The organism is Rhodanobacter sp. BL-MT-08 (genome assembly GCF_054161255.1).
The window spans coordinates 2,430,395-2,452,672 of sequence record NZ_CP167872.1; the positions used below are offsets into that span (position 1 = coordinate 2,430,395).

The 22,278-nt window shown below is 63.6% G+C and carries 17 protein-coding genes; 13 read left to right on the plus strand and 4 right to left on the minus strand.

From position 1 onward, the window contains the following. Positions 1-43 precede the first annotated feature (43 nt). Positions 44-2,524 (minus strand): TonB-dependent receptor, encoded by a 2,481-nt coding sequence (locus ACDK93_RS10660; protein WP_458068513.1) that lies wholly within the window; start codon positions 2,522-2,524, stop codon positions 44-46. 483 nt (positions 2,525-3,007) lie between these two features. Here ACDK93_RS10660 and ACDK93_RS10665 point away from each other — a divergent pair, with 483 nt between their 5' ends. Both ACDK93_RS10665 and ACDK93_RS10670 read left to right on the plus strand, forming a co-directional pair. Further along, on the plus strand, positions 3,008-4,291 hold the full coding sequence (locus ACDK93_RS10665; RefSeq protein WP_458068514.1) for a D-arabinono-1,4-lactone oxidase: 1,284 nt from the start codon (positions 3,008-3,010) through the stop codon (positions 4,289-4,291). After that, complete coding sequence (locus ACDK93_RS10670) at positions 4,288-5,481, plus strand: alanine racemase (protein ID WP_458068516.1); 1,194 nt, start codon at positions 4,288-4,290, stop codon at positions 5,479-5,481. Before ACDK93_RS10665 ends, ACDK93_RS10670 begins: the two co-directional genes overlap by 4 nt. Positions 5,482-5,595: 114 nt before the next feature. Here ACDK93_RS10670 and ACDK93_RS10675 read toward each other — a convergent pair whose 3' ends face one another. The 3 genes from ACDK93_RS10675 to ACDK93_RS10685 form a co-directional block, all read right to left on the minus strand. Then, a complete protein-coding gene (locus ACDK93_RS10675; protein ID WP_458068518.1) occupies positions 5,596-6,618 on the minus strand; it encodes a Gfo/Idh/MocA family oxidoreductase in 1,023 nt (340 codons plus the stop codon). Positions 6,619-6,745: 127 nt separating this feature from the next. Further along, positions 6,746-7,738, minus strand: a complete 993-nt coding sequence (iolG, locus tag ACDK93_RS10680; RefSeq protein WP_458068520.1) for an inositol 2-dehydrogenase — start codon at positions 7,736-7,738, stop codon at positions 6,746-6,748. Then, positions 7,731-8,597, minus strand: a complete 867-nt coding sequence (locus ACDK93_RS10685; protein ID WP_458068521.1) for a MurR/RpiR family transcriptional regulator — start codon at positions 8,595-8,597, stop codon at positions 7,731-7,733. The genes iolG and ACDK93_RS10685 overlap by 8 nt, the downstream gene beginning before the upstream one ends. A 218-nt stretch (positions 8,598-8,815) precedes the next feature. Between ACDK93_RS10685 and ACDK93_RS10690 the strand changes: the two genes are divergently transcribed. The 11 genes from ACDK93_RS10690 (at position 8,816) to rbsD (ending at position 22,277) form a co-directional block, all read left to right on the plus strand. Then, positions 8,816-9,859 (plus strand): sugar ABC transporter substrate-binding protein, encoded by a 1,044-nt coding sequence (locus ACDK93_RS10690; protein ID WP_458068522.1) that lies wholly within the window; start codon positions 8,816-8,818, stop codon positions 9,857-9,859. A gap of 85 nt (positions 9,860-9,944) precedes the next feature. Next, a complete protein-coding gene (locus ACDK93_RS10695) occupies positions 9,945-11,126 on the plus strand; it encodes an ABC transporter permease (protein ID WP_458068524.1) in 1,182 nt (393 codons plus the stop codon). A 10-nt stretch (positions 11,127-11,136) separates the two neighbouring features. Continuing rightward, a complete protein-coding gene (locus tag ACDK93_RS10700; RefSeq protein WP_458068526.1) occupies positions 11,137-11,955 on the plus strand; it encodes an ATP-binding cassette domain-containing protein in 819 nt (272 codons plus the stop codon). 48 nt (positions 11,956-12,003) lie between these two features. Next, positions 12,004-13,977 carry a bifunctional 5-dehydro-2-deoxygluconokinase/5-dehydro-2-deoxyphosphogluconate aldolase gene (locus ACDK93_RS10705; protein WP_458068527.1) on the plus strand — a complete coding sequence of 658 codons (1,974 nt, stop codon included), beginning with the start codon at positions 12,004-12,006 and terminating at the stop codon, positions 13,975-13,977. Next, a complete protein-coding gene (gene iolD, locus ACDK93_RS10710; RefSeq protein ID WP_458068529.1) occupies positions 13,974-15,881 on the plus strand; it encodes a 3D-(3,5/4)-trihydroxycyclohexane-1,2-dione acylhydrolase (decyclizing) in 1,908 nt (635 codons plus the stop codon). The genes ACDK93_RS10705 and iolD overlap by 4 nt, the downstream gene beginning before the upstream one ends. Continuing rightward, positions 15,874-16,785 carry a myo-inosose-2 dehydratase gene (gene iolE / locus ACDK93_RS10715; protein WP_458068531.1) on the plus strand — a complete coding sequence of 304 codons (912 nt, stop codon included), beginning with the start codon at positions 15,874-15,876 and terminating at the stop codon, positions 16,783-16,785. Before iolD ends, iolE begins: the two co-directional genes overlap by 8 nt. Next, on the plus strand, positions 16,782-17,579 hold the full coding sequence (gene iolB, locus ACDK93_RS10720; RefSeq protein WP_458068532.1) for a 5-deoxy-glucuronate isomerase: 798 nt from the start codon (positions 16,782-16,784) through the stop codon (positions 17,577-17,579). The genes iolE and iolB overlap by 4 nt, the downstream gene beginning before the upstream one ends. 61 nt (positions 17,580-17,640) lie before the next feature. After that, complete coding sequence (locus tag ACDK93_RS10725) at positions 17,641-19,164, plus strand: CoA-acylating methylmalonate-semialdehyde dehydrogenase (protein ID WP_458068534.1); 1,524 nt, start codon at positions 17,641-17,643, stop codon at positions 19,162-19,164. Positions 19,165-19,415: 251 nt separating this feature from the next. Beyond that, positions 19,416-20,744: a carbohydrate porin gene (locus ACDK93_RS10730; protein WP_458068535.1), complete on the plus strand. Its 1,329-nt coding sequence runs from the start codon at positions 19,416-19,418 to the stop codon at positions 20,742-20,744. Between the two features lie 244 nt (positions 20,745-20,988). Continuing rightward, the gene (rbsK, locus tag ACDK93_RS10735) at positions 20,989-21,882 is read left to right on the plus strand and encodes a ribokinase (protein WP_458068537.1); all 894 of its coding nucleotides are present in this window, start codon (positions 20,989-20,991) and stop codon (positions 21,880-21,882) included. Beyond that, positions 21,879-22,277 (plus strand): D-ribose pyranase, encoded by a 399-nt coding sequence (gene rbsD, locus ACDK93_RS10740; RefSeq protein WP_458068539.1) that lies wholly within the window; start codon positions 21,879-21,881, stop codon positions 22,275-22,277. Before rbsK ends, rbsD begins: the two co-directional genes overlap by 4 nt. Position 22,278: the final 1 nt, after the last annotated feature.

Genomic DNA, 22,278 nt, shown 5'->3' on the forward strand with positions numbered 1-22,278 from the left:
GCCTGATCAGATGCGTCTGCGCAGACGCAGAAGCTGGCTATCGCTAGAACTTGTAGCTCGCTTCCACACCGAACATGCGTGGGGGCGTAATCGACGCGAAGGGCGTGCCCAGCGTGCTGGCGCTGACGGTATTGACCAGGCTCACATAGCGCTTGTCGAAAACGTTGGTGGAGAACAGCGCAAAGCCCCAGGGCTGGTGCGGCGCCGACCAGGACACGCGCACGTCGGTGCGATTCTGCGCCGTGCCGAGCTTGAATGTCGGCGTGATCAGGCACTGGGCCTGCGCGACCGAGTCGTCATTGCAGCGCGTCTTGCCGCGATAGGCATCCTGCACCGAGGCCACGAGATCGCCGTTGAATACGTCGTGCCAGGTGTAGTCGAAGCCGGCCGCGGCCGACCATAGCGGTTCGCCCGTCGGCTGGTTGCTGAGGTTGGTGCCGTCTGGCGCAATATATTTTTCGTAGGTCGAATCGATATAGGCCGCGGTGAAGTTCAACTGCAGGGCGTCGGTCGCCTGCCAGTGCACCTCGGCATCCATGCCGGTCGCTTCCTGATCGCTGGTAGTCACCACATACAGCGGCAGTGCCCCGTTGCCGTTATTTTCCAGCGTCAGCGACTGCAGGTTCGAATATTTGTAGTGATAGATCGAGGCGTCGACCAGCACGCGGTAGTCGGGCAGATAGGCCTTGATACCGGTCTCGTAGTTCCAGACGGTTTCCGGCTGATAGCTCGCGCCCGGCAACTGCCCGTTATAACCGCCAGCTTCGTAGCCTTTGGATACCGAGCCGTAAAGCATCACGTTGGGCGTCCACTTATAGTCCAGCACCACGCGCGGGCTGGTATCGGTCCAGCTGTTGCTGACCCGCAGCGGCGCGTTGGTCGCCGCCGGTGAGTTGAACTCAAGATTCTGCTGGAAGGTCGACAGCGGCACGCCCACCGCGTTGAGAAAGTCCGCCACCGCAGGCTGCGCCAGCGTGGCATCGAGTGCGGTGGCGATGCGCGGCGGGTTGTACCAGCTGAAGGTCTTCTCATCGCGCGTAAAACGCACGCCGGTGGTCAGGTTGAGCTGGTCGTTGAGATGCCAGATCACATCGCCGTACGCTGCGCGCGCGCTCGAGGTGCCGCGGTTGTACATCGTTTCCTGCCAGGGATCGCCCAGGAAATTCGCTGGAATGCCAAAGGCCGGAAGCACCTGACTGAGGAAGCCGTAAAGCGAACCGTCGGGCGAGCCCGGCACCGGCGACACGTGCTTGATCAGTGTATCGATGCTGCTGGTGTTGAAATCTAGCGGCGACGCCTGACTGGCGTTGTCGTGGTAATAGCTGACCCCGGCAACCCAGTCGGCCACGCTAGTCTGGCCCGAGAGCTTCAGCTCCTGCTCCCAGCTGGTGTTCTTCTCGATATTGACGTCGTCGAAATACAGGTTTTCCCGATTGGTGCCGTCGGCATCCTCGCGGTTGAACGTAGCGAAGTGGCGATAGGCGGTGGTGGAGCTGAGCGTGGCGAAGCCGAAGTCGTGATCGACGAACAAGGTCGTGCCATCAAATGTGCGTTTTTCCAGTGCACCGCCGATCACGTCGTTATACAGCGGCGCCTTGCGCGGGTCGAGATAGGTATTCGGGTCGGGCGGAAAGACCGGCGTTCCCGGTGAGGCGGGCAGCGGCACGATACCGATCGCCGGACGCGACGGCTGGTTCAAATGCTCATGCTCGTACGTCAGGCGTACCTCGGTGTCGCCCGGCGCGTTCCAGCGCAGCTGCCCGCGCAGGCCCCAGTCGTCGTTCTTCTCGAAATGCTGCCCGGTGCCGGCATCGCGCAACCAGCCGTCGCTCTGGTTGTCGACGAAGGTCAGTCGACCGGCCACGTCCTTGGATATCGGCACGTTGAGCACGCCGTCGATATAGCGCATGCCGTAGTCGCCGATGCGCGTACGAACCTGGCCGCCGAACGTATCCGTCGGCTCGTTGGTCACCACCGAGATGGCGCCGCCCGCGCTGTTGCGGCCGAACAGCGTTCCCTGCGGCCCTTTCAATACCTCCACGCGCTGCACGTCGTTGAAAATCAGCAGCGCCCCGCCCGTCTTGCCGGTATAGACGCCGTCCTCATAGATGCCGATCGGCGAGTCGGTGCCGATGCCGTAATCAGTCACCGTGATGCCGCGCAGCGAATACTGCGGCTGCGTGGGCTGATCGGCATTGATGTACAGCCCCGGAATATAGCCATTCATCTTGCTCAGATCGGTCGCCTCCACCGCGTTGATCTGCTTGCTGGTCACGATCTGCATGGCAATCGGCACGTCCTGCACTTCCTGCGTGCGGCTCTGCGCGGTCACCGTGACATTGCCCAGCGAGGTCGCGCTGCTGGGCTGCGGCGTCGATGTCTTGGCCGGCGGCGGCGACGCGGGCGCCATGTCACTACTCGAGGTTTGCGCAAAGGCCGCCGTGGCCAGAAGGCTTGAGGCGGCGAGGCTACCGCTCAGCGCAAGACGAAGGCACGCGGCCAGACGATAATTGAAGTGCGACATTCCGATCCCCATCGAGTGAAGTGTGACGTCGTAACTCGAGATGCTCCAGTGGCATGCGAATTTCGACGGCGTCTGCAGTCACGGCCTTAGACTGCCGCGAACCGGAGCCTTGCGGTGGGGACTATTTCGGCCAATACGATTCTGCCAACGCCGCGCAGCAAGCCCGACGTTCGACCACTCGCGCTCAAATCGTGCCCTCTGCGCCGCTGCGCGACTGATCGGGCGCGCTCATCGCGATGCGGTTGCCTTCATCGCAACCCTAGCGGTGAAGGCGGTTGGCCGGCAGCGGTTTTGCGCGCCCTACGCACTCACGGCGAACGTTGAACCTCAGCCTGTATGCAACGGGCAGCCCGAAAAGCCGCCGGATTTGGCCCCGGGCAACCCCTGTGCGATAGGCATGGCGCGCTGTATCACTGGCGGAGGCTCTGGGCACCGGGAAAATTTCGCTTGTTGACGACTGCGCAAACTGGCTTGAACGGCGACATGCGCGCCGTAATGCCCTGGAAAAACTGGTCCGGCTCGCAAACGGCCAGCCCTTCGCAATGGGCCACGCCCGCGACGGAAGCCGAGCTCGCCGACTGCGTGCAAAAGGCGGATCAGGTGCGCGTAGTGGGCGCCGGCCATTCGTTTACTCCGCTGGTGCCCACCAGTGGCTGCATCGTGTCGCTGGATCGGCTCAGCGGCCTGGTGGATCACCATCGTGACACCCATCGCGCAACGCTGTGGGCAGGCACGCGGCTGTTCGACTGCGGCCCGCTGCTGCACGCCGTTGGGCAAGCCTTGCCGAATATGGGCGACATCGACCGGCAAAGCATCGGTGGCGTTCTGTCCACGGCAACGCACGGCACCGGTGCGAGCTTGCCCTGCATCGCGGCCGGCGCGGCTGAGCTGCGCCTTGTCACGGCAACGGGCGAGGTACTTTCAGCGAGCGCCGAACGCGACAGCGATGTGTTTCATGCCGCCGCCGTGTCGCTGGGTGCGCTGGGCGTGATCAGCCAGGCGACCTTGCAGAATGTGCCGAGCTTCCGCCTGCGCGAACGCGTGGAAATGCTGCCGCTAGACACCGTGCTTGCCGACCTCGAGCGCTGGAAGCGGGAGCATCGAAATTTTGAGCTGTGGGTATTTCCACACAGCCGAAAGGCCCTGATCAAGACCTTGGACCTCACCGACGATGCGGCGGACTCACAGATAAAGGGTGCCGATGCCGCCGATGGCCTGCTGCGCCTGTGCAGCGAGCTCACGCGTGCCGTGCCCGGCCTCACCGCGCCTCTACAAAGCTTGGCGGCTCGCTTCATCAAGCCGACGCTGCGGGTGGGCGACTCGTGGCGTATATTTCCCAGCGAACGCGGCGTGCGCTTCAACGAAATGGAATATCATGTGCCCGACCACGCCGGGGCCGAGGCGCTGGACGAGGCCTGCCGCGTATCGGTCAGCAGCGGCACGGCGGGCTTTTTCCCGATCGAGTTTCGCTTCGTGGCCGGCGATACGCACTGGCTCAGTCCGTTCGAAGGTGGCAACCGCGCGTCGATCGCCGTGCATCAATATTACAAACAGGATTATCGAGCGCTGTTCGCCGCGGTCGAGCCCGTTCTGCGCCGCCGCGGCGGCCGACCCCACTGGGGCAAGCTGCATACGGCGACGCACCGCGACCTGCTGGCGATGTATCCGACTTTCGGCCGGTTTCTTCGCGTACGGGCGCAGCTCGACCCCGGCGGCAAGTTTTTGAATCCTTACCTGCGCTCGATCTTCGGTTTGGCCGACGCATGAGTCGCGCGCACGCGCCCTACTTTGCCGATCTGCAAAAGGCGCTGAAGGATGCAGGAGTAGCATGGCCGGTCATCGTGGTCGACCGTGAGCGCATGTTGGGCAACGCAGCGCGGCTGAAGGCTCTGATCAAACCGGGCAACCGGCTACGGCTGGTAGAGAAATCCCTGCCCGTGCCCGCCATGCTCGACGCGTTGATGCGCGCGACCGAGACCTCGGCGCTGATGGTTTTCCACGAACCGCAGCTGCGACAGACCGCGCGGCAGTTTCCCGAATCTGATCTGCTGCTGGGCAAGCCGATGCCGGTCGCCGCAGCCGCACACTTCTACGACCACCTAGGCGCCACCTCGTTCGATCCCGCGCGGCAGCTGCAGTGGCTGATCGACACGCCGAAGCGCCTGCAGCAGTACCTTGAGCTGGCGCGCGGCCTCGGTATCCGCCTGCGTATCAACGTCGAGATCGACGTCGGCCTGCATCGCGGCGGCTGCGCCGATACGGCGGCGCTGGTCGAGCTTCTGGAAATACTGCGCGCCCACCCCGAGCAAGCCGGGTTTGCCGGCCTGATGGGTTACGACGCTTTTGTCGGCAAACTGCCATCGCTGATCGAATCGCAGAGCGCCAGCTTTGCGCGCGCCAACCGCGCGTATGCCGACTTTCAGCGGGCCGCGCGTTCGGTCTTTGCCGACCTGCCCGCCGACATCTGCTGGAACGGCGCCGGCAGCCCCACGGTTTCGCTTCATCGCAGCGCGCACTCGGTGCTGAACGAAGTCAGCGCCGGATCGTGCCTGCTCAAGGGCACCATGTTCGACCTGCCGTTGCTTGCCGATTTCGAACCGGCGGTTTTTATCGCCTCGCCCATACTCAAAGCGTTCGAAGGAACGCGTTTGGCCGGCCCTGCCTGGCTTTCGACGCTGCTGTTCGGCGGCCGCACGCAGCGGCAGCGCACGTATTTCGCCTACGGCGGCGACTGGCGCGCCACTATCGTTTCCCCGCCGCGAGTCGTCGAAAACAAATACTTCGGCGTCAGCTACAACCAGGCGATGTTCTCCGGGCCGGACGAAACGGCGCTTGACGTCGACGACTTCCTGTTTTTGCGACCGCACCAATCCGAAGGCACGCTGCTGCAGACGGGAGCTTTGCAGGTCGTCGAAAACGGCCACGTCGTCGATACGTGGCAGCCGTTCGGCGAATGACGCCGGATGGCGGCTTTGCGACCAGGTACATGCGCCATCGATAAGCATCGTGATCAGTCCGCGCGACACGCGCAAGACTCAACGCGTGCCACGTGGGGATCATGAAACGACCTCTTACAGCGCCACCGGCTGATGCGTCTGCATCGACTGGCGCAGCGCGATGGCAATGCGCGTGGCCTCGGCGGCATCTTCCAGGGTGAGATCGAACGGGGTGTCGTCCAGCACGGCATCGACAAAATGCACGCACTGCGCGTGGAAGGCCTCGCCGAAGCGTTCGAAGAAGCTCGGTGCGGAGAGCGCGCGAACGCCGTAGGCGTCGGAAATTTCCACGCGGTGCATGCGCGGATTGCGGCCGACGCTGAGCTTGCCGCCGGTGCCGATAATGTCGGTGTGCGTGTCGTGGCCGTGCGCCTGCGTGCGCGAGGCGTGGAACATCGCCACACAGCCGTTTTCGAATTCGCAGATGGCCACGCCGTTGTCGATATCGCCCAGCGCCTTCAGCTCGTCATACACCGCAACCGTGCCGGCGGCATACGCGCGAATCGCCTTGGGACGACCCAGCAGCCAGCGCGCCAGATCGACGTCGTGCACGCTGCAGTCGAGGAACAGGCCGCCGCTGGTCGGCGCGAACTTGACGAAGGCGCCGCTGGGATCGAGCAGGTCGGCCGTCTGCGAATACACCATGAAAGGCCTGCCGATGGCGCCCGCCTCGATCTGCGCCTTGGCATCGCGGTAACTGGCATCGAAGTGGCGCACGAAGCCGACCATGGCACGCAGATGCGGATAGCGTGCCGCGTGCGCCACCGTGCGCTGGCAGGCTTCCAGCTCCAGCGACAGCGGCTTTTCGCAGAACACATGCTTGCCTGCATCGAGCGCCAACTCGATCTGATTGGCGTGCAGCGAGGTCGGCGTCACCAGAAAAACGGCGTCGAGCCCGGAATCGGCCAGCATCTGGGGGTAGTCGCCGTAACTTTTTTCAATACCCAGCGTGTCGCGCGCCCAGTCGATTTCTTCCTGCACCGGACTGCAGACGGCCGCAAGACGCGCACGCGGCACGTTGCGCGCCAGGTTTTCCGCATAGCGACGGCCCAGCCGACCCAGTCCTGCCAGGCCGATGTTGAGAGTTTTCTGATTCATGCATGCACTCGATAAAGTCATTCGGTGAAGTGGCGCGCGAGCCGCGCCTGCAAACTGGCTAGACGCGACAAGCCGATATTTGCGGGAAACCGGACATCCCCGTTCCCCGTTCCCTGTTCCCCCGCTCTCAGATCAAGCACTCCAGCGCCTTCCCTTCCTTGAACGAGCGCGTGGCCAGCTCGGCCAGCTCCAGCGATTTGATGCCGTCGGCGATCGTGGTGCGTACCGGCGTGCCGTCATGCAAGGCATCGAAGAAGTGCGCGATTTCCAGCGCATAGGCATCGCGGTAGCGCTCGAGGAAAAAATGCTCGGGCTTGTCGCTGCTGATGGACTGCTCGCTCCAGGCGACGACCTGGGTGGGCCGCACGTTGCCGGCCTGCAGCAGACCCTTGTTGCCCAGCACTTCGAAGCGCTGGTCGTAACCGTAGGCCGCGCGGCGCGAGGTGTTGATCTGGCACAGGCTGCCGCTCCTGGTGCGGATGGTGACCATGGCCTGGGTGATGTCGCCCGCGGCGGCCACTTCCGGAAAGCCCAGGCTGCCGCCCGTGGCATACACGCTGACCGCCTCACCGCCGAGAATCCAGCGGAAGATGTCGAAGTCGTGGATCAGCATGTCCTTGAACACGCCGCCGGAGCGCTCGATGTACGACACCGGCGGCGGCGACGGATCGCGGCTGGTGATCACCAGCATCTCGGCTTCGCCGATTTCGCCCGCTTCAAGGCGCGCCTTCAGCGCAGCAAAGGTGGGATCGAAGCGACGCTGAAAGCCGACCATGCAGACCACGCCGGCCTTGTTCACTGCCGCCTCGCACTCGCGCGCGCGCTGCACATCGAGATCGACCGGCTTCTCGCAGAAGATCGCCTTGCCGGCGGCGGCCGAACGCAGAATCAGATCGGCATGCGTGTCGGTGCTGGAGCCGATCACTACGGCGCCAATGGCCGGATCGTTCAACGCATCTTCCACCGACACGACCGTGGCACCGAGCTCGGCGGCCAGCGCCTCGGCCGACGGCGCGTGCGTATCGACCACGTATTTCAGCTTGGCCTGCGGGTGACGCGCCACGTTGGCGGCGTGGATCTTGCCGATACGGCCGGCGCCAAAAACGGCTACTTCAATCATCGTATTCTCCAGGGGGGGTGGTTTCTTCAACGGTCAGTTCAAGCTTGTAGGCCAGCGCGACGAACAGCGCCTGGCACAGGCAGATGGTGCTGGTCAGCGCACGGAAGGCGAACGCGCTGCCCTCGCGCACTTTCAGCAGGACACTCGCGTGGCGGGCCAGCGGGCCCATGCCGCTTTCGGTAATCGCCAGCACCTTGGCCTTGTGCTGGCTGGCGATGCGCGCGCAGTAGAGAGTTTCTTTTCCGTAGGGGGGAAAGCTGATCGCGATCAGCACGTCGTTCTTGCCGATGCTGCGCATCTGCTCGCGATACATGCCGCCGAGACCGTTCACCAGCAGCACGCGCTTGTGCGTGTGCTGCAGGGCGTAGGCGATATAGCTGGCGATGGAAAAAGCGCGGCGTACGGCGACCACGTAAATCGTGTCGGCCTTGACCAGCAGGTCGACCGCGTCCTCGAAGCTTTTCGCATCGAACTCGCCAGCCAGATCGTCCAGGCCCGCCCGGCTGGCGTCGATAAAACGCAGCGCCATCTGCGCGGGCTGCATCTGTTCGGGGCCGTCCTCGATCACCCGGCGGATGCGCTGCTGGTAGCTGCGCGCAGGCGTGACCTGCGCCGTGTGTTCGCTGCGGAACACCGCCTGCATCTCGCTGTAGCCGGAAAAATCGAAGCGCTGCGCGAAGCGCACCACCGCCGACGCGTGCACGCCGGCGCCCTCGGCGACCTCGTTGACGCGCTGGAGCATGATGTTGGCCCGCTGCTCCTCGACGTAGCGCGCCACGTTCTGCTGCTGCCGCGGCAGCGCGTCGAACTGCTCGGCAATGCGCTGCATCAGTTGTTCCACACCGCTGGTTTTTGTCATGCGCCCATACTCAAAGACCGCCGCGTCGAATCGCGGCGAGGCGCCTGTTATGCATCGAATGGAATATTTATTCCACTTTTTTTTATTGTGCAATGCAAATTGCAAATCAGAAAAAGGGGGGCCATCCTCGCTCCAGCTTCGCAGCGCCCGGCCTGTCAACAGGCATGGCCCGATCTCAACCAAGCCGGCAAACCCGGCCCACGCGACTGGAGAGTGGTATGCAACTTCGGAAAATTTCCCTCTGTCTGGCAACCCTGCTGGCTGGTATCACCCTTGCGCCGGCGCTAATGGCGGCCGATGGCCCGCACGCCAGCGAGCGCTACGTCATGGTCAGCCACGGCGCCGATTCGGATTCCTGGTGGAACACGATCAAGAATTCGGTAAAACAGGCCGGCGAAGACTTCGGCGTGCAGGTCGACTACCGCAACCCGCCGAACGGCGATCTGGCCGACATGGCCCGCCTGCTGGAACAGGCGGCCGCGCGCAACTACGACGGCGTCGCCTACGACATCGCCGATTACGACGTGCTGGCCAAACCGGCCGCCAAGATCACCGCCAAGGGCATTCCCACCGTCACCTTCAACTCCGGCACCATTGAGGAGAGCAAGAAGCTCGGCGCCATCATGCATATCGGCCAGCCCGAATATGCCGCGGGCAAGGCGGCGGGCGAACGCGCCAAGGCGCTGGGGATCAAGTCCTTCGTCTGCGTCAATCATTACGCCACCAACCAGGCCTCGTTCCAGCGCTGCAAGGGCTTTGCCGATGCGATCGGTGCTGACTTCAAGAGCTCGATGATCGACAGCGGCATGGACCCGACCGTGGTCAACAGCAAGGTCACGGCCTACCTGCGCAACCATCCAAAGACCCAGGCCATTCTCGCGCTGGGCCCGAACGCCGCGGAGCCGACCGTGCAGGCGCTGAAGGCGATGCATTTGAACGGCAAGATCTACTTCGGCACCTTCGATCTGTCGCCGGGCATCATCAATGCGATCAAGGACGGCACGATCAATTTCGCCATCGATCAGCAGCCCTACCTGCAGGGCTATATGTCGATCGCCGCCGTGGTCATCGCGCACGAAGACAAGACGATGGACAAGGACAAGATCATCGCCACGCTGAAGGCCAATCCGAAGTTCCAGATGCGCCTGAAGATGTACGGCCTGTCGCCGGTCTACAACGCCGATGGCGTGAGCTCCGGCCCGGCCTTTGTCACCAAGGACAACGTGGCCACCGTCGAGAAATACGCCGGCCAGTACCGCTAAAGCGCTTCGACCGGCCGATCGTTTTGCCACGATCGGTCGGTCGACGCCTGCACACATCATCCCTCGCGCAAGCGCCGGAGACTTCATGAGCACCACGACTTCCGATATGGCCATGACCCTCGCCAAACCCATTCCCTCGAACGCCAGCCTGAAGCCGCCTGGCGCTAATGAGGTTTCCCCAGGCGATGAGCGAGTGCGTCGCATCTCGCCATGGCGGTCCTTGTTGAACCGACCCGAACTTGGGTCGATTGCAGCCACCATTCTGGTATTCGTGTTTTTCGGCGTTTTCGCCGGCGACTCGGGCATGTTCAATCTCGACGGCATCATGAACTGGTCGCAGGTTGCCGCGTACCTGGGCATCATCGCCGTGGGCGCCTGCCTGCTGATGATCGCCGGCGAATTCGACCTGTCGCTGGGCTCCATGATCGGCTTTGCCGGCATGATGATGGCGGTGCCCTCGATGTTTTTCGGCTGGCCGATGTGGCTGGCCGTGCTGTTCGCGTTCGGCGGCTGCATGGCGCTGGGCTGGCTGAACGGCTATCTGGTGATGCGCACCAAGCTGCCCAGCTTTATTGTCACGCTGGCTTTCATGTTCATCCTGCGCGGCCTCACCATCGTGCTGTCGACGCAGTTCGCCGGCAGCACCATCGTCAGCGGCGTGGGAGACAAGATTGCGCAGGATCCGATCACGCACGCCCTGTTCCAGGGCACCGCACTACACGGTCTGTTCAACTGGATGGCCCATGCCGGCATCATCGACAAACTGCCCAGCGGTGAGCCGGTGGTTGCCGGTTTGCCGAAGGTGCTGCTGTGGTGGGCGCTGGTGGCCTGCGGCGCCGGCTTCGTGCTGTCCAAGACGCGTTTCGGCAACTGGATCTTCACCGTCGGCGGCGACGCCAACGCGGCGAAGAACGTCGGCGTGCCGGTACGCCGGGTGAAGATCAGCCTGTTCGTGCTGACCGCGTTCTGCGCCTGCCTGTTCGCGGTGCTGCAGGTCTCCGACGTGGGCTCGGCGGCTTCCGATCGCGGCCTGCAGAAAGAGTTCGAGGCGATCATCGCCGCGGTCATCGGTGGTGCGCTGCTCACCGGCGGCTATGGCTCGGTGCTCGGCGCCTGCTTCGGCGCGCTCATCTTCGGCGTGGTGCAGATCGGCATTTCCTATACCAACGTCAATTCCGATTGGTACCGCGTGGTGCTGGGCGCGATGCTGCTGCTCGCGGTGCTGTTCAACCATTACATCCGCTCGCGCGCAACGACCGGCAAGTGAGGATCGACTGATGGATACCCCAATCAAAACCCCTAGCGGCAGCGAGGATTACATCCTGCAGCTCGAAGGCGTCAGCAAATTCTTCGGCACCGTGATTTCGCTGAAGGACGTGACGCTGCGCCTGCGCCGAGGCGAAGTGCACTGCCTGCTCGGCGACAACGGCGCGGGCAAGTCCACGCTGATCAAGACCCTTGCCGGCGTGCACAAGCCCAGCGAAGGCCGTTATCTGATCGAAGGCGAAGAGGTCAGCTTCAAGTCGCCGCGCGAGGCGCTGGATTGCGGTATCGCCACCGTGTATCAGGATCTGGCCCTGGTGCCGCTGATGAGCGTGGCGCGCAATTTCTTTGCCGGACGCGAGCCGACCAAGAAGCTGTTCGGCATGATTCCCGTGCTCGACATGCAGCTGGCGGCCAGCACCGCGGTGGACAAGCTGGCCGAGATGGGCATCCACGTGCGCTCGCCGCATCAGCCGGTCGGCACGATGTCGGGCGGCGAACGCCAGTGCCTGGCGATTGCGCGCGCGATCCATTTCGGCGCCAAGGTGCTGATTCTCGATGAGCCGACCGCCGCGCTCGGCGTCAAGCAGAGCTGCAACGTGCTCAAGCTGGTACACAAGGCGCGCGAGCGTGGCATCTCTGTGATCTTCATCACTCACAACGTGCATCACGCCTATCCGATCGCCGACAGCTTCACCGTGCTCAATCGCGGACAGTCGATGGGCACCTTCGCCAAGAGCGACATCAGCAAGGAGGAAGTGCTCGACATGATGGCCGGCGGCACCGAGATCCAGAGTCTCGTCGACGAGCTCGAAGGCCGTCAGGCCGCCTGAGCCAGCGTCGCATTGCCCTCCCCTATTGCCACCCCGAGTTTTTGCACCATGACCGAACATCGCTACGATCTGATTTGCCTGGGCCGACTCGCTGTCGACCTGTATGCCCAGCAGCACGGCGCACGGCTGGAAGATGCGTCCAGCTTCGCCAAATATCTCGGCGGCTCCTCCGGCAATGCCGCGTTTGGGGCAGCGCGCCTGGGCCTGCGTTCGGCCATGCTGACGCGCGTGGGCAACGACCATATGGGCCGCTTCCTCACCGAAACCCTGAGCAAGGAAGGCTGCGATGTCAGCCACGTCGTCGTCGACCCGGCCCGACTCACCGGCATGGTGCTGCTAGGCATCAAGGATCGCGAAACCTTTCCGCTGATTTTTTATCGCGAAAACTGCGCCGACATGGCGCTGTGCGAAGACGATATCGACGAGAATTTCATCGCATCCAGCAAGGCCCTGGCGATTACCGGCACGCATCTGTCCACACCCGGCACGCTGGCCGCCAGCCGCAAGGCGCTGGCGTTCGCGCGGCAGCATGGCGTACGCACCGTGCTCGATATCGACTATCGCCCCGTGCTGTGGGGACTGACGAATCGCGGCGACGGCGAAACGCGGTTCATCGCCGATGACGGCGTCACGGCGCACCTCCAGCGCGAGCTGGGCCAGTTCGACCTGATCGTCGGTACCGAGGAAGAATTCCACATCGCCGGCGGCAGCAAGGATTTGATCACGGCGCTGAAGGCCGTTCGCGCGGTGAGCAACGCCACGCTGGTGGTGAAGCGCGGCGCGCAGGGCTGCAGCGTGATCGAGGCCGCCATTCCCGCCGCGATCGACGACGCACCGACCTTTCTCGGCACGCGGGTCGAAGTGCTGAACGTGCTGGGCGCCGGCGATGCGTTTATCGCGGGCTTTCTCTCCGGCTGGCTGCGCGACGAGCCGATCGAGCGCTGCTGCGCTTATGCCAACGCCTGCGGCGCCATCGTGGTGTCGCGCCATGGCTGCGCGCCGGCGATGCCGAGTCGCGCCGAACTCGACTATTTCCTCGCCCACGCCGAGCGGCTGCAGCGCCCGGATCGTGACGAGCAGCTGGCCCATCTGCATCGCGTCAGCGTGGCGCGCACGCACTGGGACGATCTGCATATCTTCGCGTTCGACCATCGCAGCCAGCTGTTCGAGCTGGCGCGCGAAGCTGGCGCCGACGAGTCGCGCATTCCGCGCTTGAAGCAATTGCTGGTGCAGGCGGTAGCGCGCACGGAAAAAAATCTCGGGCTGGCGCAGCGCATCGGCATGCTTTGCGACGGTCGTTACGGCCAGGATGCGCTCAACGATGCCACCGGCCGCGGCTGGTGGGTGGGGCGTCCGGTCGAACTGCCCGGCTCGCTGCCGCTGGAATTCGAAGCCGGCCGCGCCCTGGGCAGCGAGCTGATCCAGTGGCCGCTCGAACAGGTGGTCAAATGCCTGGTGCCGTTCGATCCCGACGGCACGCCGGAGCAGCGGCTGGAGCAGGAAACCCAGCTGCATGCCCTGTATACCGCGACCCGCTCCAGCGGACACGAGCTGCTGCTGGAGGTGATTCCGCCGGCCAACCCGTCGGTGCAGGCGAGCCAGGGCGAGCGCGTGCTGCGTTCGCTCAAGCGTATCTACAACCTCGGCATCCGCCCCGAGTGGTGGAAGCTCGCGCCGCTGCCGGCACAGGACTGGACCGCGTTCGACGCGCTGATCGCCGAACGCGATCCGCACTGCCGCGGCGTGCTGCTGCTCGGCCTCAACGCGCCGTTTGCCGAACTGGCCGCGGGCTTCGCCGCCGCCGCACACAGCCACAGCTGCCGCGGCTTCGCCGTCGGCCGCAGCATTTTTGTCGAGCCGGCACGCGCGTGGCTACGCGGCGACATCGACGATGCGACCCTGGTCGAACGGGCCAGCGACCACTTCGCCGAGCTGGCCGCTCTGTGGCGACAGGCCCGCGGTGAGCGCGTCACGAGTCCACCTGCCGTCGAAACCACGCATGGGGTAGAGGCCACCGCATGAGCAACACCGTTCGACTGACGATGGCGCAGGCGCTGGTGCGCTATCTCGCGGCACAGCAGGTTTTCGATGACGATGGCCGGACCATGCCGCTATTCGGCGGCGTGTTCGCGATCTTCGGTCACGGCAACGTCGCTGGCCTGGGCGAAGCTTTACACGCGCAGCGCGAGAGCCTGCCGACCTATCGCGCGCACAGCGAACAGGGCATGGCCAATGCGGCAGTCGCGTACGCCAAGGCGCATATGCGTCGACGCATGATGGCCGTGACCAGCTCGATCGGTCCTGGTGCGACCAACCTGGTGACATCCGCCGCGCTGGCCCACGTGAATCGGCTGCCGGTACTGTTGTTGCCCGGCGATATCTTCGTCTCGCGCGCGCCCGATCCGGTGCTGCAGCAGCTGGAGGATTTTTCCGACGGCACCGCGAGCGTCAACGATTGCCTGCGTCCGGTATCGCGCTATTTCGATCGCATCGTGAAACCCGAGCAGCTGCTGAGCGCACTGCCCCGGGCGCTGCGCGTGCTGACCGATCCAGCTTTGTGCGGGCCGGTGACGTTAGCGCTTCCGCAGGATGTGCAGACCGAGGCCTACGACTGGCCGGAAGGCTTTTTTGCGCCACGCATCCACAGCTTCCGCGCGTTGCCCGCCGCGGAGGACGACATCGCCGCGGCAGCCTCCACGCTGCGTGCAGCAATGCGTCCCGTCATCATTGCCGGCGGTGGCGTGCTTTACAGCAAGGCCAGCGCAGCGCTGCGGCGCTTCGCCGAAGCCCACGGCATACCCGTGGCCGAAACGCAGGCCGGCAAGGGCGCGCTGGCCTGGGATCATCCGCTGCAGCTGGGGCCGGCCGGCGTCTGCGGCTCCACTGCGGCCAATGCGCTGCTGGCCGAGGCCGACGTCGTGCTCGCCGTCGGCACGCGCCTGCAGGATTTCACCACCGGCTCCAACGCGCTGTTCAACGGCGCCAATGTGATTGCCCTGAACGTTAACGGCTACGACACGCTGAAAGGCGGCGGCCTCGACATTCTTGCAGACGCCCGCCTCGGGCTGGATGCGCTGTCCAATGCGTTGCAGAACTGGAAGGTCGGCCAAGACTGGCAGGAAAACGCCAAGCGGCAGGCCAACGAATGGCGCGACATCGTCAGCCAGGTCACCGGCCAACGCGATCTGCCCAGCGGCACCCTGCCCTACGACGGCGAAATCATCGGCGCCGTGCAGCGCTCCGATCCGCAGTCGATGCAGAACGATATTGTCGTCTGCGCCGCCGGCACGCTGCCTGCCGAGCTGGAAAAACTCTGGCGCACGTCGACGCCCGGCGGCTACCACATGGAATACGGCTACTCCTGCATGGGTTACGAGATTGCCGGCGGTCTAGGCGTCAAGATGGCCAAACCCGATCGCGACGTGATCGTGATGCTGGGCGACGGCAGCTATCTGATGCTCAACGCCGAGATCGCCACGTCGGTGATGCTGGGCATGAAGCTGATCATCGTGGTGCTGGACAATCGCGGCTACGGCTGCATCAACCGATTGCAGCAGGCCTGCGGCGGCGCCCCGTTCAACAATATGTGGGACGACTGCCTGCAAGGTGCCGACGGCGCACCAACCATCGACTTCGCCGCGCACGCGCGCGCCATGGGTGCCGACGCGGAGCACGTCGGCAGCATCGCCGAGCTGGAGCAGGCCCTTACGCGCGCACGCGCGGCCAAGCGCACTTACCTGATTTCCATCGATACCGATCATCGTCGTACCACCGAACACGGCGGTACGTGGTGGGAGGTGGCGGTGCCTGAAGTCTCCACTCGTTCAACGGTGCTCGACGCGCGACGCGATTACGAAACAGCCAAACAGCGGCAGCGGTCGATCACCGCGCCCGACCCTTCAACGCAGGTGAAATCCGATGTCTAACCGTCTGGAAGTAAAGATCGGCATCAATCCGATCAGCTGGAGCAACGACGACCTGCCCTCGCTGGGCGGCGAAACGCCGTTGTCGACCGCCTTGAGCGAAGGCCGTGAAATCGGCTATCAGGGTTTCGAGCTGGGCAACAAGTTTCCCAAGGACCCCGCCGCGCTGCGCGACCTGATGGCCGGCTACCAGCTCGACGTGGTGTCGGGCTGGTATTCCGGCCGACTGGCCACGCGATCGGTGGAAGAGGAAATCGCGTCGGTGGAATCGCACCTAGATCTGCTGGCAAAGAACGGCTGCAAGGTGATGGTCTACGGCGAAGTCGCCAACGCCATCCAGGGCGAGCGCACCGTGCCGCTGTACAAACGTCCGCGCTTCGACGACGAGTCGTTCAAGCGCTACGGCGAACGGCTGACCGCCTTCGGCAAACATCTGCTGACGCGCGGCGTGCGGCTGGCCTACCACCACCACATGGGCGCCTATGTGGAATCGCCGGACGATATCGACCGCGTGATGGCCTACACCGGCGAGGATGTGGGGCTGCTGTTCGATTCCGGCCATGCGTATTTCGGCGGCGGCGATCCGCTGACGATTCTCGGCAAGCACATCGGCCGCGTCTGTCACGTGCACTGCAAAGATGTCAGGCCGTCGATCATTCGCCACGCGCGCAACTGCCAGTGGAGTTTTCTGGATTCGGTCTTGAACGGCGTATTCACCGTACCCGGCGACGGCGCGATCGATTTCGCCGGCATCGTCGAGCTGCTGCGTGAGAACCATTACAAGGGCTGGCTGATCGTCGAGGCCGAGCAGGATCCGGCCGTCGCGCCCAGCTATGCGTACGCCAGCCTCGGCTACCGCACCCTGCGTGGACTGGTCGACAACGTGCGTACGAGGGAGGCCGCATGAGCCTGCTAGTCAAAGCTGCCCCTAAGGGACGCGCCATCGTCAAAGTGACGCCGGAGTCGGCCGGCTGGAAGCACGTCGGTTTTGAAGGCGTGCGGGTCGGCACCGGCGAGTCGCTGCATCTCGATCTGCCGTCCGATCGCGAAGGCTGTCTGGTGGTGCTGACCGGCAACGTCGACGTCAGCGTCGGCGATGAATCCTGGAAAAGCCTCGGCGGCCGCGCCAGCGTGTTCGAGGATCGCTCGACCGACGCGGTGTACGCACCGCCCGGTTCGACCTTCGTCATCCACACGCATGATGATGCCGAGCTGGCGCTGGCCAGCGCGCCGGCCACCGGTAAATATCCAGCGCGTCTGATCCCCGCCGCCAGCATGAAGCGCATGGTGCGCGGCCAGGGCAGCAACACGCGCTACGTCTGCGACGTTCTTCCCGAGACGGAAGACGCGGAATCGCTGCTGGTCGTCGAAGTGGTCACGCCGGCGGCCAACTCCTCCAGCTATCCGCCGCACAAGCACGACACCGACAACCTGCCGGTCGAGAGCTCGCTGGAAGAAACCTATTACCACCGCATCGATCCGCCCCAGGGCTTTGCCTTCCAGCGCGTCTACACCGACGAGCGCGACCTCGATGAATCGATGGCCGTGGGCGATCACGACGTGGTGATGGTGCCGCGCGGCTATCACCCGGTGGTGATGCCGCACGGCTATCGCGGCTACTACCTCAACGTGATGGCCGGCCCGCATCGTGAATGGCATTTCAAGAACGATCCGGCACACGACTGGCTGATGCCGCGCTGAGCGATTCGCGCGTCGACACCAGCCCCGATCCAACTTTTCGATTGATACGGAAACACCGACCATGTCTGCCCAACTCTCTCGCTCCCCTGCTCCCGTCAATATCGGCCACTACATCGGCGGCCGCCATCAGGCCGGCAAAGGTCCCTCGGCACCCAGCTACAACCCGGCCACGGGTCACGTGATCGGCGCCGTGGCGCTGGCCGACGCGAAAGAAGTGGACCTCGCCGTGCAGTCGGCGCTGGCAGCGTTTCCCGCCTGGGCGCAAACGCCGCCGCTGAAACGCGCGCGCGTGATGTTCCGCTTCAAAGAGCTGCTCGAGCGCGACATGGACAAGCTGGCCGCCGCCATCACGCGCGAACACGGCAAGGTCGTCTCCGATGCCAAAGGCGAACTGGTGCGCGGCCTGGAAGTGGTCGAATACGCCTGCGGCATTCCCGAACTGCTCAAGGGCGACTACACCGAGCAGATTGCCAACGGCATCGATGCGTGGACCATGCGCCAGGCGCTGGGCGTGTGTGTCGGCATCACACCGTTCAATTTCCCTGCGATGGTGCCGATGTGGATGTTTCCGATGGCGATCGCCTGCGGCAATACCTTTGTGCTGAAGCCGTCCGAGCGCGATCCCTCTACCGCGCTCCTGCTTGCCGAGCTGCTGACCGAAGCCGGCCTGCCCGACGGCGTGTTCAACGTTGTGCAGGGTGACAAGGGCGCGGTCGATGCGCTGCTCGATCACAAGGACGTGCGGGCCATCAGCTTTGTCGGCTCCACGCCCATCGCCGAATACATCTACGCGCGCGGCACCTCGCAGGGCAAGCGCGTGCAGGCGCTGGGCGGCGCGAAGAACCACATGATCGTGATGCCCGATGCGGACATGGATAAAACCGTCGACGCGCTGATGGGTGCCGGCTACGGCGCCGCGGGCGAGCGCTGCATGGCGATATCCGTCGTCGTCGCGGTAGGCGACGCCACCGCCAACACGCTGGTGGAAAAGCTCACACCCAAGGTCCGCACCTTGCGCATTGGCGACGGCATGGACGACACCATCGAGATGGGGCCAGTCGTCACCAGCCAGCACCGCGACAAGATCACCGGTTATATCGATGACGGCGTAGCAGCCGGTGCCGAACTCGTCGTCGATGGTCGCGGCCTTCAGGTCGCCGGCTGCGAGCAGGGCTTCTTTCTCGGTGGCACGCTGTTCGATCGCGTCACCCCATCGATGCGCATCTACAAGGAGGAAATCTTCGGACCCGTGCTTTGCGTGGTGCGCGTGCCTGATTTTGCCAGCGCACTGGATCTGGTCGATTCGCACGAGTACGGCAATGGTACGGCGATCTTCACTCGCGACGGCCATGTGGCGCGCGAGTTCGCGCATCGCGTGCAGGTCGGCATGATCGGCATCAACGTGCCCATTCCCGTGCCGATGGCCTTTCACAGCTTCGGCGGCTGGAAAAAAAGTCTGATGGGCGATCACCACGCGCACGGCCCCGAGGCAGTGCGCTTCTACACCCGTCAGAAAGCCGTAACCCAGCGCTGGTTGGCAGACAAAGAGAGTGCAGGCGCCGAATTCGCCATGCCTACGCACTGATAAACGCTTGCTTCACTGCAACACGTTGTTTTGCTTCATCGCAGCACGTTTTTTGCCCCGCAACGCAACACGAAAAAACGCAATAGACCTCGGGCGTTAGTCAATTGAGCGTGATGAGTATCCGTTCGAAAATGCCAAGTAATAAAAAAATCATAAAAGTTAAAGAAAGAACTCGTATTCATTTTTCAATTGAAAAATGCTGACCGTTTAACGAACGCACCAGTCGCTTCACCATTGGGAGAGAGGGAATCATGGCTTCAACATTTCGGAAAAAATCACTCGCCTGCGCGCTGACTTTCGCAGGCCTCGGTCTAGGCATGGGCCTGGCGGCACCGCAGGCGCATGCAGCAGACGATCTGACTACCAGCCCTTACCTCTTCGGCGACTGGAACGGTGAACGCACCCGTCTGGCCGACGAAGGCGTCACCTTCAACCTGGGCTACGGCGGTGAAGCAGCGCATAACTTTACCGGCGGTACACGCAGCCTCACGCGCTATACCGATCAGTGGGTCGGCGGCGTGGCAGCGGACCTGGGCAAGTTGTGGGGCTGGCAGGGCGCCACCTTCCGCATGACGATCACCGATCGTAACGGCCGCAATCTCGGCGCCGATGCCAACATCGGCAACAATCAGCTGATCCAGGAAGTCTACGGCCGCGGCCAGACGTGGCTTCTGACCGAGTTCTCGCTGGAACAGAAATTCTTCGACGGCGCGCTGGTGGTGAAAGCCGGTCGTCTGCCGGTGGGTGAAGACTTTGCGCCATTCACCTGCGACTTCGAGAACCTGACATTCTGCGGCAACCAACCGGGCAACGTCGTTGGCAACTACTGGCTTAACTGGCCGACCAGCGTCTGGGCCGCCAACGTCACCCTCAACACGACCAAGCAGACGTACGTGAAGTTGGGTGCTTACCAGGTCAACCCCCAGTACGCGAATACCCAGTACGAGGAAAGCCACGGCCTGCTCCCGGCCTTCCCGGGCGGCACCACTGGCGCGCTGATCCCGCTGGAATTCGGCTGGAATCCGGTCGCCAACGGCCTGCCGGGCCACTACGATTTCGGCGTGTGGTACAACACATCGAAAGGCAATGACCTTTACTACGACATAAATCACGACCCTGCAGGCGAAACCGGCCTGGCTGCACAGCAGCGTGACGGACAGTACGGCGCCTACATCAACATGATGCAGCAGATCACCGGAGACGCCGGTGGCCGGGGCGCGACGCTTTTCCTCAACATCTCGCAAGCTGATCGCAACACCGCGGCAACCGATCGCCAGATCAACCTTGGTGTGGAGTACAAAGGTCCGTTTGCCCGCGACAATGACATGATCGGTTTTGCCCTCGGTGCCACCGACGCCAACAGCCGCTACGCTGCCTACATTCAGCAGAACAATGCCCGCACCGGCCAGAACATCATCGTCGGCAATGGTAACGAGTACGTGTCGGAACTGTTCTACAGCTGGTCGCCGATTCCGTCGGTATTTCTGCGTCCCAACCTGCAGTACATCCTGCATCCGGGTGGCACCAGCCAGAATAGCAACGCGTTTGTGGCCGGCCTGAAGATGGGCTTCACGTTCTAATCAGCGATGCCTAGTTGCTGCGCGACCCGCAGCGGCACGTCCAACATCCCGGCCCTGGTGCCGGGATGTTTTTTTGTATCGGTCGCCTTTCATCTGTCGCTTCATGAAGAAATTCTTCCGGCATGGTCGAGCATCGAAGAAGTGATCTTCCAATCATGCCCGCAGCTGGCGACATTCGATTCCTCGCGCATCACATCCCATCCCTTATGCTTGTACCTCCTCTCCCGCAAGGCCGCGAATTTTCATGACGCGCATCGTTGTTGTCGGCAGCATCAATATGGATCTGGTCACCGTGGCGTCCCGCTTTCCCGCGCCCGGTGAAACCCTGCTGGCGGAGAGTTTTCACACCATTGCCGGCGGCAAGGGCGCCAATCAGGCCGTCGCTGCCGCCCGTCTGGGCGCCCAGGTATCGCTGATCGGAGCGCTAGGTGATGACGCGTTCGGAAAGGATCTGCGTCGAGGGCTGATCGACGAGGGCGTGGATACCGAACATGTGCGTAGCCTCGATGACTGCGCCAGCGGTACCGCGTCCATCACGGTGGCGCAGGGCGACAACCACATACTGGTCGTGCCCGCCGCGAATGCGCGGGTCACGCCCGGGCAGGTCGAACGTGCGAGCGATCTGATCGGACGAGCCAACGTCGTACTCGTGCAGATGGAGATTCCGCTGGCGACGGTCGAAGCCACAGTGCGCTTGGCGCACAAGCTTGGCGTGCCGGTGATTCTGAATCCTGCGCCCGCGCAGCCGTTACCGACCGACTGGCTGAAGCTCGTGCGTTACGTCACGCCCAACCAGCACGAGCTGGCGATACTGCTCGGCGCCGGCGCGGACGAGGATTTTCACGCGCTGATGCAGCGCGCACCCTGCCCGGTCGTGCTCACGCGAGGCGATGAAGGCGCGTGGTATCGCGAAGACGGCAGCCCCGTACATCAGCCCGGTTTCGACGTGGGCGTCGTCGACACCACTGGTGCCGGCGATACCTTCAATGCGGCGCTCGCCGTATTTCTACAGCAAGGCCTGCCGATCGCGGTGCAAAAAGCCTGCGCGGCAGCGGCGCTTTCCGTCTCGCGACTCGGAGCGCAGGGTGGCATGCCGCGCCTGCCCGAGGTCGAGGCATTGATGAGACAGCAGTCATGAGGCGCGCCGGACTTCTGCACGCCGAGCTCAACCGCGTGATCGCCGCGATGGGACACACCGATATGCTGGTGATTGCCGATGTCGGCCTGCCCGTGCCGCGCGGCGTGCCGTGCATCGACCTCGCCGTGCTGCCGGGCATACCGACTTTTGTGCAGGTGTTCGACGCGGTCTGCGCGGAACTTGCGATTGAATCGATGACTTTCGCGAGCGAGATTCGTCGGCACAATCCGGCGCTGACGAATCTCGCCGAAAAATTGAAAGACGGCGGTACGGTGATCGACGAAATAAGCCATGAGCTGTTCAAACAGCGATGCGCGCAGGCACATGCAGTCATTCGTACCGGCGAGACGGCGCCATATGCCAATGTGATCCTGCACGCCGGCGTGACGTTCTGAA